The sequence below is a fragment of the Micromonospora sp. NPDC049230 genome, assembly GCF_040647875.1.
Classification (GTDB): domain Bacteria; phylum Actinomycetota; class Actinomycetes; order Mycobacteriales; family Micromonosporaceae; genus Micromonospora.
On record NZ_JBEZCZ010000002.1, the window covers coordinates 169,370 to 183,607 of the forward strand.

The window sequence follows — 14,238 nt, forward strand, 5'->3', positions numbered from 1 at the left end:
GGGCCGCTCGGGGCCTCGGCGAAGCGCGAGCGCCGGTACTGTGCGCGCTCATGGGTGCTATCAAGCCATGGCATATCGCTGTCCTGTGCTGTCTCGTCACGTCCGTCGCACTCATTGGCGGCTTGGTGGCGCTCCTGGTCAAGAGGGGCAAACGCCGGTAGTCAGGGGCGACGAACACCGATGTCGCGTGGCAGGTGACAGGCGACAATCGGCCGTAGGCTGGTGTCGTGCCAGCTGTCAGTGAGGGTGCCGGGGTCGACGAGTCGCCCGACTCGCGGGCGCGGCGACGATGAGCCGGTCCGACCGGGGCACCCGAGCCCTGCACCAGGCACTGCCGCCGGCGTTGCGCGACACGGTCGACGACTTCGCCGAGCACCTGTCCCGGGTGCGTAACCGGTCGGCGCATACCGTCCGCGCGTACGTCACCGATCTGGTCTCGCTGCTCGACCACGCCGTGCGGATGGGCTGCGTCGACCTCGCCGAGCTGGACCTGTCGGTGCTGCGGAGTTGGTTGGCGCGGCAGCGCACGACCGGCGCGGCCCGCACGTCATTGGCCCGACGGGCCGCGTCGGCGCGGGCGTTCAGCGCCTGGGCGCACCGGGCTGGGCTTCTCCCCGCCGACGTGGGCGCCGCGCTGGCCAGCCCCCGCGCGCACCGGGAGTTGCCCACCGTCCTGCGCGCCGACCAGGCCGTCGCTCTGGTCGAGGCACCGGCCCGGCGGACACCGCCCAGCGACCCGCCACCCACTGACCCGCCGCACGCACACCCAGCACGCACGGATCCAACGATCGGGCCGACGTCGGCCGCCACTGTCGATGCCGCCGCCGCGATGGACGCCGCCACTGTCGATGCCGCCGCCACGGTGGACGCCGCCACTGTCGATGCGGCCGCCGCGGCGGTGCCGCTGCGCGACCGGGTTCTGCTGGAACTGCTCTACGCGACCGGGGTACGGGTCAGCGAGGCCTGCGGGTTGGACGTCGGCGACGTCGACCATGGCCGGCGGGTGATCCGGGTGTTCGGCAAGGGCGGACGGGAGCGCTCGGTGCCGTACGGAGTGCCCGCGCAACGGGCGCTTGACGAGTGGCTGCGCCGGGGCCGTCCGGCGTTGGTGGGCACCCGCTCCGGCGACGCGCTGTTGCTCGGTGCCCGGGGCGGGCGGCTCAACCCGACGACAGCGCGTCAGATCGTCGGCGGTTACGCCGAGGCCGCCGGCCTGCCCCGGACCAGCCCGCACGACCTTCGCCACTCGGCGGCAACCCACCTCCTCGAAGGTGGTGCGGATCTGCGCGCCGTGCAGGAACTGCTGGGCCACTCATCGCTGGCCAGCACCCAGATCTACACGCACGTCTCGGTCGAGCGCCTACGCGCCGCGTACCGGCAGGCGCACCCACGCGCCTGACGTCGAGCGCCAACGCGCCGCGTACCGGTAGGCGCACCCACGCGCCCGACGTCGAGCGCCAACGCGCCGTGCACAAGGCAGGCCTATCCGCTCACCCCATCACGCAGCGGGGGCGAGCAGAGCCGACGGTTACGATCATCAGGTGAGCGTCCCGCAGCCCCCTGAGCCGATCCCGGGCGCCCGTCTGCTCTTCTCCCTGGACCCGGCGGTCAGCCATCTCAACCACGGCTCGTTCGGCGCGGTCCCGATCGGTGTGCAGCGAACCCAGCAGCGGCTGCGCGACGAGATGGAGGCCAACCCTCTGCGCTTCTTCACGCAGGGGCTCGTCGACCGGATCGGGCACACCCGCCGGCACCTCGCCGGGTTCCTGGGTGCCGACCCCGACGGCAGCGCCCTGGTGGGCAACACCACCACAGGTGTCGCCGTGGTGCTCCAGTCGCTGGGGCTGCGACCCGGCGACGAGGTGCTCAGCACCGACCACGGGTACGGGGCGGTGAGCCTGGCCATTCAGCGGGAGTGCCGCCGCACCGGGGCGGTCAGCCGGGTCCTGCCGATCCCGCTGGACGCCACCGACGAGCAGATTGTGCAGATCATCCGCGCCGGCCTGCGCCCCGGGCGGAGCCGCCTGCTCGTCGTCGACCAGCTCACCTCGGCCACCGCCAAGCTCTTCCCGACCGCCACCATCGTCGAGGTGGCCCACGAGCAGGACGTGCCGGTCCTGGTGGACGCCGCACACGCCCCCGGGATGCTGGCCACCACGGTGAGCAGTATCGGCGCCGACTTCTGGGCGGGCAACCTGCACAAGTGGGCGTACGCCCCGCGCGGCACCGCCCTGCTGGTGGTGGCCCCGCACTGGCGGGACCGGATCGAACCACTCGTGGTCTCCTGGGAGCAGGAGTCAGGTTTCCCGGCCCGGATCGAATGGCAGGCGACTCTGGACTACACGTCCTGGCTGGCCGCGCCGGCGGGCCTGTTCACGTTGCGCAGTCTCGGTGTCGACCGGGTACGCGAGCACAACGCCGCGCTCGCCGCGTACGGCCAGCGGGTGGTGGGGGACGCGCTGGGGGTGCCCCCCGCTCAACTGCCTGCCCCCGGCGGGCCGGGGGTGGCTCTGCGCCTCATTCCGTTGCCGGCCGGCACGGCCCTCAGCATCGACGCGGCGCGGGCGTTGCAGGCGCGGATCGGTGCACGGCTCGCCGCCGAGGTGGCGGTGATGAGCTGGAACGGCCGGGGTTGGCTGCGGCTCGCCGGTCAGGTCTACAACACCGCCGACGAGTACGAGAGGCTGGCCGCACGGCTGCCGGCGCTGCTCGCCCAGCGCTGACCGGACGGACCGGGAGCAGTCGCACGGGGCCGAGGCCGAGCAGTGTCAGCGGGTCCAGGTATTCCGTGCCCCGGCGCAGGCCCCAGTGCAGGCAGGCGTCGGCCGGGCAACCGGGATGCCCAGGCAGCAGCTCTCCCAGTGGTGTGCCGGCGGTGACCGGTTGACCGGGGTGTACCGCCGGTTGGACCGGCTCGTGGGTGGTCCGCAGCCCGTCGGCGTGCCCCACGGTGATCACCGGTCGGCCGGCGACCGGGCCGGCGAAGAGCACGGTGCCGGCCCCGGCGCTGCGGACCACGGCGCCGGCCGGGGCGGCCAGGTCGACACCCCGGTGGCCGGGCAGCCATGGCCGGGCCGGCGGGTCGAACCGGCGCACCGGGCGAGGTGGCCCGTCGACCGGCCAGCGGAACCGCTCGGGGCCGGCGTCCGCCGAGGCTGGCAACGAGACGGGCACCCGCGCGGCGCCGGGCGGTGGGCGGCCGGGCAGCGCCAATACCAGCATGGCCAACCCGCAGAGCGGGATGGTCAGTGCGAGCGCGGCGCGGAGCAGCGCGGTATGACGGATCGAGCCGACGCGCGGGGCGGACGGTGGTCGCATGACAGCAGCTTCCGACCGCCGCCGGGTCGCCTGCCAGCCCGACCGACCGAGCTGTGGACAACCGGAAGCCCTGTGGACAACCACCATCGGCGCGGATGATCTGCTATGCCCCGACCATCCCCGCCGGCTACCGCCGGACCGCAAGGCCACACCGCCCGACCAAGCCGCCACCGAGCAACTGAGCCGTTTTCGGGCCGTCGCGCAGGGCCTAGGCTGGGTCGCGTACGGCGGGTGCCGCCGTATGGACCGGGGAGGCCCAGGCATGACCACTGTCGATGACCGGACGCCGACGGTGGCCGACGCGAGCGGCCCGTCGCGGCTGGCGGAGCCGGACGAGGCGATCAGCGCCGAGGAGTTGCAGCTCGCCGCCCGCAACCACGGCATCCCGTTGGAGGCGCTGCGCTACGACGTCACCCCGGCCGGGCTGCACTACCTGCTGATCCACTACGACATTCCGGAGCTGGATCCGGCGACGCACACGCTGACCGTCGGCGGGGCGGTGGACCGGCCGCTGACTGTCACGCTCGCCGAGCTGCGGGAGCGGCCGCGGGTCACCCGGCAGGTGACGCTGGAGTGCGCCGGCAACGGGCGAGCGCTGCTGCACCCCCGGCCGGTGAGCCAGCCGTGGCTGGTCGAGGCGGTCGGCAACGCCGAGTGGACCGGCACCCCCCTGGCACCGCTGCTGCGGGAGGCGGGCCTCGGGCCGGACGCGGTGGACGTGGTGTTCACCGGCGCCGACCACGGGGTCGAGCGCGGGGTCGAGCAGGACTACCAGCGGGCGTTGCCGGTCGCTGACGCGCTGCGCGACGAGGTGCTGCTGGCGTACGAGATGAACGGCGCTCCGCTGCTGCCGCAGCACGGTGCGCCGCTGCGGCTGATCGTGCCCGGTTGGTACGGCATGGCGCACGTGAAGTGGCTCCACTCCATCGAGCTGCGGACCGAGCCGTTCGACGGCTACCAGAACGCGGTCGCGTACCGGCTGCGCACCAACGCCGACGACCCGGGTGTGCCGGTGACCCGGATCGAACCCCGCGCGCTGGTCCGTCCGCCCGGCTTTCCCGACTTCATGTCCCGCCGCCGGGTGCTGCGGCCCGGGCCGTGCCAGATGGACGGCCGGGCCTGGTCGGGGCACGCGCCGGTGGTCTCCGTGGAGGTCACCACCGACGGTGGGCAGAGCTGGGCGCCGGCCGAGCTGGCCCCGGCGGAGTCGGGCGATTTCGCCTGGCGGCGCTGGCGGTACGAGTGGACGGCGACCCCGGGCCGGTACGTGCTCGGTGCGCGGGCGACCGACGCGTCGGGGCGCACCCAGCCGGTCGAGCAGCCGTGGAACCGTGGCGGCTTCGCCAACAACCTGGTGCAACGCGTCGAGGTCGTGGTGCCGGCCGAGTGACCGGCAGGTGTCACGCCACGGGTGGGGGCCCGCGGTGCGGCCGAGCGGCGGGGACGGTCAGCCGCCGAAGCCGGAGTCGGCGGGCAGCGAGATGTCGGGCTTCTCCAGCTCTTCGACGTTGACGTCCTTGAAGGTCATCACCCGGACGTTCTTCACGAAGCGGGCCGGACGATACATGTCCCACACCCAGGCGTCGTGCATCTCGACCTCGAAGTAGACCTCGCCGTCGGAGTTGCGCACGTGCAGGTCGACCTGGTTGGCCAGGTAGAACCGACGCTCCGTCTCCACCACGTAGGAGAATTGGCGGACAATGTCGCGGTACTCCCGGTAGAGCTGCAGCTCCATCTCGGTCTCGTACTTCTCGAGATCTTCCGCGCTCATCGCACTCCGCCTTCCATGGCCACATCTTCCCCCACCGGCGCCGGAGGCCGAGGCTGCTCGCCCAACGCCACGCCGACGGTACCCCCTGACGCCCCGGAGCGCTCCATCGGCTCTTGCAGGACGTGGCCGCCGGGGCGTCGGGCGCGCGGCGGCCGTCCGTCGCGGCCGGAGACCGCGGCGACATTGACGTACGAGAACCGGTGCTCCCGGCACGGCCCGTGCTCGCGCAGCGCCGCCGAGTGCTCCGGGGTGATATAGCCCTTGTGCTCGGCGAAGCCGTACGCCGGGAACACCCCGTCCAGCTCCACCATCAGCCGGTCCCGGGTGACCTTGGCGAGGACGCTGGCCGCCGCCACGCACGCCGCCACCCGGTCGCCCTTCCACACCGCCAACCCCGGCACGCCCAGGCCGTCCACGCCGAAGCCGTCGGTCAGCACGTACTCCGGGCGGGTGGTGAGTGAGGCGAGCGCCCGGCGCATCGCGGCCAGATTGCACACGTGCAGCCCCCGGGCGTCGACCTCCTCGGCGGGGATCACCACCACGGAGTACGCGAGGGCCCGGTCCACCACCTCGGCGTACACGCGTTCCCGGCTGGCCGGGGTGAGCAGCTTCGAGTCGGCCAGCCCCTCGATCTCGCCGCGCCGACCCTCGGGCAACACCGCGGCGGCGGCGACGAGCGGACCGGCGCAGGCGCCCCGGCCGGCCTCGTCGGCACCGGCGACGTGCCGGAAACCGCGCCGTTGCAGCGCCCGTTCCAGGGCGTACAGGCCGGCCTCGCGGCGGACGACGGTGCGCGGTGGGGTCAGCACGACGCCTCGTCCCGGTCGGTGGCCGTCGAATGCCCCAACCGGTTCAGCAGGGCGGGCAGCTCGGCGGGGTAGAACCGTTCACCGCTGGCCGCCAGGTCGTCGGGCAGCCACCAGCGGTGGCCGGTGATGCTGCGCTGCTCGATGTCGTCGAAGCCTGCCGTGTCCACCTGCCAGGACTCCACCCGGAGGAGGAAGAAATCCTGCTCCTGCCGATACCACACACCGTCGAACGGGAACTCGGTCGTGTCGGACCAGACCGGCCCGCCCAGCTCGACCGGATCGAGCCGCAGCCCGGTCTCCTCGGCCAACTCGCGGGCCGCACCCACCGCCGGCGCTTCCCCCGGGTTGAGCCCACCGCCCGGGGTGAACCAGTAGCGGTGCCCTGGTCGAGCCGGGTCGAAGCCCTCGAACAGCAGGACCCGGCCGGCCGCGTCGACGAGCAGCACGCGGGCCGCTCGTCGAGGGGTGTAGACGGTCACCGCCTTAGCCTGCCAGACCGACGGCGGATCGCCCACGCCCCGTCGGGCCTACGGCTTGGGAATGCCGTCGAACTGATCGGGCACCGTCAGCCAGGTGGCCCGATTGACCGGCCAGAAGACGGTGAACGCCCGCCCGACCACGTCGTCCTCGGGGATCGTGGCCTCGGTGATGTTCTGCCCGGACTGCTGCCAGTGCTCCAACGAGTCACCGGAGGCGGAGCGGTGGTCACCCATCACCCACAGCCGACCCTTCGGCACGGTGATGTCGAACTCCTGGTCGGCAGGCTTGTCGCGGACCCCGTCCATCGAGAAGATGTACGGCTCGTCCAGCGACTTGCCGTTGATCATCAGGCGTTCCTGCGGGTCGCAGCAGACCACGTGGTCGCCGGGAACCCCGATGACCCGCTTGATGAAGTCTTCGCCGTCGGGGTTGCCGCTCCACTCGATCGGAGCCTTGAAGACGATCACCTCACCGCGGTGCGGCGAACGGAAGTCGTAGACCAGTTTGTTGACCAGCACCCGATCATCGATCTTGAGCGTGTTTTCCATGGACGGGGAGGGGATGAAGAAGGTCTGCAACACGAAGGCGCGGACCAGCACCGCGACCAGGATCGCCACACCCAGCAGGATCGGCAGCTCCTTCCAGAAGGAGCTGCGCGGCTTGTCGGTCTGCTCGTCAATCACGCCAAGGAGCCTACGTTGCCGAACTGGACGTCATCGACCGGAACGCGCGGGAACCACGCAGTGCGACCGCCAGCGGGAGAATCAGCACCACACCGCCCTGCGGTGTCGGTCGCGCCGGGGGCAGGCCCGAGGATGCCACGCTCGGCGCGGACACGTCGTCGAACGTCGACGGCACCGGCAGCGAGTGCCACCGCGACGAGGGCCAGACCACCATGAAGGCCCGGCCGATCACGTTGTCGATCGGCACCGGGCCCTGGCAGCGCGCATCCTGCGAGACCTCACGGTGGTCGCCCATCACGAAGATCTGACCGGGCGGTACGACGACCTCGTCGAAGCGCCGGGACCGGCACTCCGACGGGTTGGGCGGCAGGTCCAGGGGAGAGTCCCGCAGGACGTACGGCTCGTTGAGCGGCGTGCCGTTGACGGTGACCCGCCCCTGGCTGTCGCAGCACTTGACCCGGTCGCCGGGAACGCCGATCACCCGCTTGATGAAGTCCTTCTCGCCGGGTCGACTCACCCCGATCAGGTCGCCGACGGTCCGGGTCAGCTTGCCGACGAAGCCCGGCTCCGGCTGCTCGTCGACCTGCGGCGCCCACCGGTCGGTGCCCCGGAAGACCACCACCTCGCCGCGGATCGGGTCACGGAGGTCGTAGACGACCTTGTTGACAAGCACCCGGTCGTCGACGAGAAGCGTGTCCTCCATCGAGCCGGAGGGGATGTAGAAGGCCTGGAGCAGGAAGGTGCGGATCAGCACCGCGAGGCAGAAGGCCACCACCAGCAGCAGCGGAAGCTCCTGCCAGAGCGGCATCTGTCGGCGGGTACGGCGGGCGCGCCGACGCCACGGATCGACGGTGTCGTCTTCGTCAAGTGTCTGCACCACGCCACTCCCCGGTCCACAGAAACACCACCGCCCGGGAACCTCGTCGAGGCTCCACGGGCGGTAGTGGACGGCTGCCGCCCACGTGGGCGGGCCCGCCGCCGTGCTGCGCCCGTGACGACCAGGGTAGTGCGGTCTGGTCGTTACGGCATACGCGCAGCTCAGGCGGCGTGGCGAGCGGGAAGTCAGCTGGGCTGCTTCTCCCGCTTCTCCTTGATCTTGGCCTTCTTGCCGCGCAGCTCGCGCAGGTAGTAGAGCTTGGCGCGACGCACGTCACCGCGGGTCACGATCTCGATCCGGTCGATGCCCGGGCCGTTGAGCGGGTAGGTCCGCTCGACACCGACACCGAAGCTGACCTTGCGGACCGAGAAGGTCTCGCGCAGACCGTCACCCTGGCGACGGATCACGACGCCCTGGAAGATCTGGACACGGGACCGGTTGCCCTCGACGACGCGGGCGTGCACCTTGACGGTGTCACCGGCCCGGAAGTCGGGAAGGTCGGTCCGCTTCGACTGGGCGTCAAGGGCGTCCAGGATGTTCATCGCTGCGTCCTCGTAAGGCTCACGGCGCACCGTCACTCGGTGCGCGGGTGGGTGATTCTGATCCCCGGGTGGTGGTCGGCGGGCCGACCCCGGTCGGTGATCCTCGCAGCCGCCCGCGGGCGCGGACGGATGCGGCAACCCCTCTACTTTGCCACATCCCCCGGTGGCTGCTGAAACCCGGCCCGGTCCAGGGCCGCGATGTCCCGTTTGTCGAGCCGATCCGCGGGCAGCGCGGCGAGCAGGTCCGGACGTCGGGCGGCGGTCCGCAGCAGCCCTTCCTCGCGTCGCCAGCGGGCGATCTTGCCGTGGTCACCGGAGCGGAGCACCTCCGGCACGTCGTGCCCACGCCAGCTCGGCGGCTTGGTGTAGATCGGGGCCTCCAGCAGCCCGTGCGCGTGCGACTCCTCGTCCAACGAGCCCGCGTTGCCCAGCACCCCCGGCAGCAGCCGGGTGACCGCCTCCAGCATCACCAGGACCGCGACCTCACCGCCGAAGAGCACGTAGTCACCGAGCGAGACCTCGGTGACCGGCATCCGGGTGGCGGCGTGCGCCAACACCCGCTGGTCGATGCCCTCGTACCGGCCGCAGGCGAAGAGCAGATGCGACTCGGCCGCCAGCTCGTACGCCATGGCCTGCGTGAACGGGGCGCCGGCCGGCGACGGCACCAGCAGCCGGGGCGGCGGGGCCTCGGCCGGCGCGAGCGCGTCCAGCGCCTCACCCCACGGCTCCGGGCGCATCACCATGCCCGGCCCGCCGCCGTAGGGGGTGTCGTCGACGGTGCGGTGCACGTCGTGGGTCCAGGTCCGCAGGTCGTGCACGGCAAGCTGGAGTACGCCGTTGGCCCGCGCCCGCCCGATCAGCGACAGGTCCAGTGGGGCGAAGTACTCCGGAAAGATCGACACGACGTCGACGCGCATGGGGGGTGGTCCTAAAGGTCGAGCAGGCCGGCCGGCGGGTCGACGATCACACGGCCGCCGGCGATGTCGACCTCCGGAACGATCGCCCGGACGAACGGGATCAGCGCGGTACGACCCTCGGGCCGCCGCAACACCAGCAGGTCCGAGGAGGGCGCGTGGTCGATCCGGGCCACCTCACCCAGTCGTTCGCCCGCCGGGGTCACCACGGCCAACCCGACCAACTGGTGGTCGTGGAACTCCTCCGGATCGTCCGGCGGCGTCACGTCGGCGCTGTCGACCACGAGCAGGGTGCCGCGCAGCGCCTCGGCGGTGTTGCGGTCCAGGATTCCCTCGAACGCGATGAGCACCCGCCCCTGGTGGAAGCGGGACTCCTCGATGGTCAGCTCCGCGGGAAGCCGGAACGGCACCCCGGGCTCGTCCGCCGTGGCGGGAGCCGGGGGCGTCGCCCCGGGTTCGGTGCGCAGCACCGAACCCGGGGCGAACCGTGCTTCGGGCTCGTCTGTCCGCACTTCCACGGTGACCTCACCGCGGACACCGTGCGGCTTGCCGATCCTTCCGACGACGAGCTGCATCAGTACGAGTCGACGATGTCGACGCGTACCCCGCGCCCGCCGATGGAGCCGATCACCTGGCGCAGCGCCTTGGCGGTCCGACCGGACCGACCGATCACAGTGCCGAGGTCCTCCGGGTGCACGCGAACTTCGAGCCGCTTGCCCCGACGGGAATCGACCATCCGCACCCGGACGTCGTCCGGGTGGTCGACGATGCCCTTGACCAGGTGCTCCAACGCCGGACGCAGAGGCATGTCAGGCCTGCTCACCAGCGTCGGCAGCGGCCGGGGCCTCGGCCGGAGCCTCGGTCTTCGGCGCCTCGGCCGGAGCCTCGGTCTTCGGCGCCTCGGCAGCCTTGGCGGCCTTCTTGGCCGGCTTGGCCGGGGTCTCCGGGGCGAGCCCGGCGGCGGCCTTCGCCTCAGCCTCGTACGCCGCCTTGCGGTCGGCCCGCTCGGGGGCGACCAGGAGCGGCGGCGGGGCCGGCAGGCCCTTGTACTTCTGCCAGTCACCGGTCAGCTCCAGCAGACGCTGCACCGCCTCGCTCGGCTGAGCGCCGACGGACAGCCAGTACTGGACCCGCTCCGACTTGACCTCGATGATCGAGGGGTCTTCCTTGGGCTGGTAAACCCCGACGAACTCGATCGCCCGACCGTCACGCTTGGTGCGCGAGTCGGCGATGACGATGCGGTACTGCGGGTTGCGGATCTTGCCCATCCGCAGGAGCCGGATCTTTACGGCCACAGTTGTTTCGCTCCTGTTGCGATCTCACCGGCCCGTATGGGCGGTGTGCATGGGTGAGCGCCGACCGGACCCGTGGGGTTGGGCCGGAGACTACTCGGTGGACTGGCGACGTGCCCGGGTTAGAGGGCGCCGGACGCGCGCCGGATACCAGCGACCTATTCTGCCAGACCCGACGCCGATCTCCCGCATCGGACCCGGACACCACGCCACCGGTGACCCGGAACACCTCTCAGCGCACCGGCGGACGGTCCCATCCCGGTGGCAATTCGTCCGGTACGTCCCAATCCGCCGGCGGGGTGAAGTCGCACCAGGTGCCGTCGAACGGGAACTCGCCGGCCTCGGCGAGCGCGATCACCCGCTCCCCCTCGGCGCGGACCGCCTTCTCGTCGGTCACCCAGTAGTCGGCACCGAAGGCCAACCGCTCGACGAACTCGTCCTCGTCTTTCCAGTCCCAGCTGAGGTCCGGACGCACCACCACGTCGAGATCCTGGTCCACCACGTCGACACCGGCCACCGGGCCGTCGTCCCAGCGGACACCGGGCTCCTCCAGGTTGACGTACCAGTTGGTGAACCGGCCCCGCGCGTCGCGGAACCACCAGACGGAGTGCGCCGCCCCGGTGGGCAGGAACTTCAACAGCGGTGGCCCGTTCCAGCTCCCGTGCGCCAGCCGGTACGACGACAAGATCCACTCGGCGAACGGCATCGCCCGCATCCCGAGCCCCGCCTCGGTCACCTCGTGGGCCACCGGCGAGTCCCGGGCGATCCACACCAGCAGACCCCGCTCGTCGTCGCTGACCACCCGGCCCGGTCGGACCCAACCGATCCGACCGTGCCGCACGTTGCGGTGCAGGATCAGCCGACCCGGCTGGAACCGGTCGACGAGCACCTCAGTAGGCGCGGGCGAGGATGGCGACCAGGTCGGGCTCGTCCTCGGAGTCCGGAACCGAGCCGTCGGCGCGCAGCAGGCAGCGCACTGTGACGCCCTGGCCGTTCGCCTCGGCCTCACCGGCCACGCCGACCGCCGACCAGGGCACCCGGGCCCAACCGGTAGCGGCGGCCTCGATCGCCTCGGCGAGAGTGGCCACCTCCACCGTGCGCGACTCGCGATTGGCCAGCGCCTGGTCGTGCAGCACCTGCTGATCGGTCTCCAACGCGGCGAGCACCGCGGCGACCACGTCGGCCACCGGAGTCGGGGTCTTCGACCCGTCGGTGCGGCGCACCACAGTCGCGTTGCCGACGGCCAGGTCACGGGGACCGACCTCGACGCGTACCGGATAACCACGCAGCTCCGCGTCGACGGCCCGGCGGCCGAACGGAGTGTCGGTCCGGTCGTCGAGCGCGACCCGGACACCGGCGTCGCGCAGGCCGTCGTGCAGCTTGGCCGCCGCCTCCGCGACGCCCTCGCCGTCCTTGACGATCATGACGTACGCCTGGATCGGGGCCAGCCTCGGCGGTACGCGCAGGCCGTTGTCGTCGCCGTGCGCCATGATCAGGCCGCCGAGCATCCGGGTCGACGTGCCCCAGGAGGTGGTCCAGGCGTGCTCCCGGCCGCCCTCCTTCGAGGAGTAGCTGATGTCGAACGCCTTGGCGAAGTTCTGCCCCAGCTCGTGGCTGGTGCCCAACTGGAGCGCCTTGCCGTCGCCCATCATGCCTTCGCAGGTGTACGTGGCGGTCGCGCCCGCGAACCGCTCGCGTGCCGTCTTCAGGCCCACCACGACCGGAATGCCGATCACGTTGACCATCAGGTCCTCGTACGCCTCGTGCAGGATCCGCCGCGCGTACGCCCGGGCGTCCTCGCGGGTGGCGTGCGCGGTGTGCCCCTCCTGCCAGAGGAACTCGCTGGTCCGCAGGAAGATCCGCGGACGCAGCTCCCACCGGACCACGTTCGCCCACTGGTTGAGCAGCAGCGGCAGGTCCCGGTACGAGTCGATCCACTTGGCCATGAACTCGCCGATCACCGTCTCGCTGGTGGGACGCACCACCACCGGCTCGGCGAGGGGCTTGCCGCCCCCGTGCGTGACGACCGCAAGCTCCGGCGAGAAGCCCTCGACGTGCTGGGCCTCACGCTTCAGGTAGCTCTCCGGGATGAAGAGCGGGAAGTATGCGTTCTCCGCACCCGCCGCCTTGATCCGGGCGTCCATCTCGAGCTGCATGCGCTCCCAGATGGCGTAGCCGGCCGGGCGGATGACCATGGTGCCACGGACCGGGCCGTTGTCGGCCAGCTTCGCCTTGGCGATCAGATCCTGGTACCAGCGGGGGAAATCCTCCGCACGGGGAGTGAGCACGCGTGCCATGACCGCATATCCTATGCGCCACGCGGGACGACACCGCGCCCGGGAGGCGCCGTGCGCCGGGCCGGCCCACCGGACGCCCGCAGAATTCGACAATCATGACTGCGACGACGGCTCCCGGCCCGGACGCGGCCCGCCCCGGGGGGCGGCGCGGGCGACCGGGCGACGCCTGCGGGGGTCAGCGGATGACGTGGCCGCGCAGGATCGTGCGGGACGGGGCGCGGACCACCCGCAGGTCACTACGGGGGTCCTCGGGGTAGACGGTCAGGTCGGCGAGGCCGCCCTCGACCAGGCCGGGGAAGCCGAGCCATTCGCGGGCGCCCCAGGAGGCGGCGGCGAGTACGTCGATCGGTGCCATGCCGGCTCGTTGGTGCAGCAGCAGCATCTCCTCGGCGGCCAGCCCGTGGTCGATGCCGCCGCCGGCGTCGGTGCCCACGTAGATCGGCACACCCGCCTCGTGCGCGGCGCGCACCACAGCGGGGAAGCCGTCGCGCAGCGCGAGCATGTGTTCGGCGTACCCGGGGAACTTGGCCCGCGCCTGCTCCGCGATGCCCCCGAACGTGGCGATATTGATCATTGTGGGGACCAGCGCGGTGCCCTGGCGGGCCATCTCGTCGATCAGGTCGAGGCTCAGGCCGGTGCCGTGCTCCACCGAGTCGACGCCGGCGCGCACCATGATCTCGACGGCCGACTCGGAGAAGGTGTGCACCGCGGCACGTACCCCGGCGTCGTGCGCCGCTCGCACGGCGGCGGTGAGGGTGTCCGCGTCCCAGGCCGGGGCCAGGTCGCCCACACCCCGGTCGATCCAGTCGCCGACCAGCTTGACCCAGCCGTTGCCGGCCCGTGCCTGCGCGGCGACAGTCGCGGCTACCTCTGTCGCGTCGACCTCCACGCCGATGTCACGCAGGTAGCGCTTCGGCGGGGCGACGTGCCGGCCCGCGCGGGCCAGTCGCGGCAGGCCCGGCTCGTCGTCGAGTTCGGGGTACGGGTAGGGCGAGCCGGCGTCGCGGATCGCCAGCACCCCGGCGTCCCGGTCGAGGTGGGCCAGCTCGCGGGCCTGGTCGAGGGAGGTGATCGGGGCGCCACCGCGGGCGATGCCGATGTGGCAGTGCGCGTCGACGAGCCCCGGCAGCACGAAACCGCCGTCCACGACGGTCTCCGCACCGGGCACCGGGGTGAAGGTCACCCGGTCGTCGACCAGCCAGAGATCCCGGACCTCGTCGTCGGGGAGCAGGACACCGCGCACGTGAAGAGCCAT

General features: G+C 72.0%; 16 protein-coding genes and 1 pseudogene. 3 read left to right on the plus strand and 14 right to left on the minus strand.

What is annotated here, in order from left to right; genetic code table 11:
- The first annotated feature begins 289 nt into the window (after positions 1 to 289).
- Both AB0A95_RS02465 and AB0A95_RS02470 read left to right on the plus strand, forming a co-directional pair.
- Positions 290 to 1,399 (plus strand): tyrosine recombinase XerC, encoded by a 1,110-nt coding sequence (locus AB0A95_RS02465; protein ID WP_357553796.1) that lies wholly within the window; start codon positions 290 to 292, stop codon positions 1,397 to 1,399.
- A gap of 142 nt (positions 1,400 to 1,541) precedes the next feature.
- Positions 1,542 to 2,723: an aminotransferase class V-fold PLP-dependent enzyme gene (locus AB0A95_RS02470; RefSeq protein ID WP_357553797.1), complete on the plus strand. Its 1,182-nt coding sequence runs from the start codon at positions 1,542 to 1,544 to the stop codon at positions 2,721 to 2,723.
- A gap of 7 nt (positions 2,724 to 2,730) precedes the next feature.
- On the opposite strand, the pseudogene AB0A95_RS02475 reads toward AB0A95_RS02470, so the two are convergent.
- Positions 2,731 to 3,318: pseudogene (locus tag AB0A95_RS02475) on the minus strand (M23 family metallopeptidase); the annotation flags it as partial.
- Positions 3,319 to 3,580: 262 nt separating this feature from the next.
- Between AB0A95_RS02475 and AB0A95_RS02480 the strand changes: the two are divergent.
- Positions 3,581 to 4,708 (plus strand): sulfite oxidase, encoded by a 1,128-nt coding sequence (locus AB0A95_RS02480; protein ID WP_357553798.1) that lies wholly within the window; start codon positions 3,581 to 3,583, stop codon positions 4,706 to 4,708.
- Positions 4,709 to 4,765: 57 nt separating this feature from the next.
- On the opposite strand, the gene AB0A95_RS02485 is transcribed toward AB0A95_RS02480, so the two are convergent.
- The 13 genes from AB0A95_RS02485 to AB0A95_RS02545 all read right to left on the minus strand — a co-directional run bounded on the left by AB0A95_RS02485 (position 4,766) and on the right by AB0A95_RS02545 (position 14,238).
- Positions 4,766 to 5,089, minus strand: coding sequence for a DUF2469 domain-containing protein (locus tag AB0A95_RS02485; RefSeq protein WP_007075222.1), 324 nt, complete (start codon positions 5,087 to 5,089; stop codon positions 4,766 to 4,768).
- Positions 5,086 to 5,898 (minus strand): ribonuclease HII, encoded by an 813-nt coding sequence (locus AB0A95_RS02490; protein ID WP_357553799.1) that lies wholly within the window; start codon positions 5,896 to 5,898, stop codon positions 5,086 to 5,088. Before AB0A95_RS02490 ends, AB0A95_RS02485 begins: the two co-directional genes overlap by 4 nt.
- A complete protein-coding gene (locus tag AB0A95_RS02495; protein ID WP_357553800.1) occupies positions 5,892 to 6,377 on the minus strand; it encodes an NUDIX domain-containing protein in 486 nt (161 codons plus the stop codon). Before AB0A95_RS02495 ends, AB0A95_RS02490 begins: the two co-directional genes overlap by 7 nt.
- 48 nt (positions 6,378 to 6,425) lie before the next feature.
- Positions 6,426 to 7,061, minus strand: coding sequence for a signal peptidase I (gene lepB, locus AB0A95_RS02500; RefSeq protein WP_357553801.1), 636 nt, complete (start codon positions 7,059 to 7,061; stop codon positions 6,426 to 6,428).
- A gap of 10 nt (positions 7,062 to 7,071) precedes the next feature.
- On the minus strand, positions 7,072 to 7,941 hold the full coding sequence (gene lepB, locus AB0A95_RS02505; protein ID WP_357553802.1) for a signal peptidase I: 870 nt from the start codon (positions 7,939 to 7,941) through the stop codon (positions 7,072 to 7,074).
- A gap of 182 nt (positions 7,942 to 8,123) precedes the next feature.
- On the minus strand, positions 8,124 to 8,480 hold the full coding sequence (rplS, locus tag AB0A95_RS02510; RefSeq protein WP_007456548.1) for a 50S ribosomal protein L19: 357 nt from the start codon (positions 8,478 to 8,480) through the stop codon (positions 8,124 to 8,126).
- A gap of 143 nt (positions 8,481 to 8,623) precedes the next feature.
- A complete protein-coding gene (gene trmD / locus AB0A95_RS02515) occupies positions 8,624 to 9,397 on the minus strand; it encodes a tRNA (guanosine(37)-N1)-methyltransferase TrmD (protein ID WP_357553803.1) in 774 nt (257 codons plus the stop codon).
- An 11-nt stretch (positions 9,398 to 9,408) separates the two neighbouring features.
- Complete coding sequence (rimM, locus tag AB0A95_RS02520; protein ID WP_357553804.1) at positions 9,409 to 9,969, minus strand: ribosome maturation factor RimM; 561 nt, start codon at positions 9,967 to 9,969, stop codon at positions 9,409 to 9,411.
- Positions 9,969 to 10,202, minus strand: a complete 234-nt coding sequence (locus AB0A95_RS02525) for an RNA-binding protein (RefSeq protein ID WP_013284588.1) — start codon at positions 10,200 to 10,202, stop codon at positions 9,969 to 9,971. Before AB0A95_RS02525 ends, rimM begins: the two co-directional genes overlap by 1 nt.
- Position 10,203: 1 nt before the next feature.
- Positions 10,204 to 10,689, minus strand: coding sequence for a 30S ribosomal protein S16 (gene rpsP, locus AB0A95_RS02530; protein WP_204943768.1), 486 nt, complete (start codon positions 10,687 to 10,689; stop codon positions 10,204 to 10,206).
- 229 nt (positions 10,690 to 10,918) lie between these two features.
- On the minus strand, positions 10,919 to 11,575 hold the full coding sequence (locus AB0A95_RS02535) for a DUF402 domain-containing protein (RefSeq protein WP_357553805.1): 657 nt from the start codon (positions 11,573 to 11,575) through the stop codon (positions 10,919 to 10,921).
- Position 11,576: 1 nt separating this feature from the next.
- On the minus strand, positions 11,577 to 12,983 hold the full coding sequence (gene proS / locus AB0A95_RS02540) for a proline--tRNA ligase (protein ID WP_357553806.1): 1,407 nt from the start codon (positions 12,981 to 12,983) through the stop codon (positions 11,577 to 11,579).
- A 175-nt stretch (positions 12,984 to 13,158) separates the two neighbouring features.
- Entirely contained in the window at positions 13,159 to 14,238 is a 1,080-nt protein-coding gene (locus AB0A95_RS02545) for an amidohydrolase family protein (RefSeq protein WP_357553807.1), read from the minus strand.

What these genes read in the sequence shown, in the direction of transcription:
- proS (WP_357553806.1), bottom strand. Translation starts at nt 12,983, where the DNA reads ATGGCACGCGTGCTCACTCCCCGTGCGGAGGATTTCCCCCGCTGGTAC.
- AB0A95_RS02525 (WP_013284588.1), bottom strand. Translation starts at nt 10,202, where the DNA reads ATGCCTCTGCGTCCGGCGTTGGAGCACCTGGTCAAGGGCATCGTCGAC.
- AB0A95_RS02485 (WP_007075222.1), bottom strand. Translation starts at nt 5,089, where the DNA reads ATGAGCGCGGAAGATCTCGAGAAGTACGAGACCGAGATGGAGCTGCAG.
- rimM (WP_357553804.1), bottom strand. Translation starts at nt 9,969, where the DNA reads ATGCAGCTCGTCGTCGGAAGGATCGGCAAGCCGCACGGTGTCCGCGGT.
- AB0A95_RS02545 (WP_357553807.1), bottom strand. Translation starts at nt 14,238, where the DNA reads ATGGCTCTTCACGTGCGCGGTGTCCTGCTCCCCGACGACGAGGTCCGG.
- trmD (WP_357553803.1), bottom strand. Translation starts at nt 9,397, where the DNA reads ATGCGCGTCGACGTCGTGTCGATCTTTCCGGAGTACTTCGCCCCACTG.
- rplS (WP_007456548.1), bottom strand. Translation starts at nt 8,480, where the DNA reads ATGAACATCCTGGACGCCCTTGACGCCCAGTCGAAGCGGACCGACCTT.
- AB0A95_RS02465 (WP_357553796.1), top strand. Translation starts at nt 290, where the DNA reads ATGAGCCGGTCCGACCGGGGCACCCGAGCCCTGCACCAGGCACTGCCG.
- AB0A95_RS02480 (WP_357553798.1), top strand. Translation starts at nt 3,581, where the DNA reads ATGACCACTGTCGATGACCGGACGCCGACGGTGGCCGACGCGAGCGGC.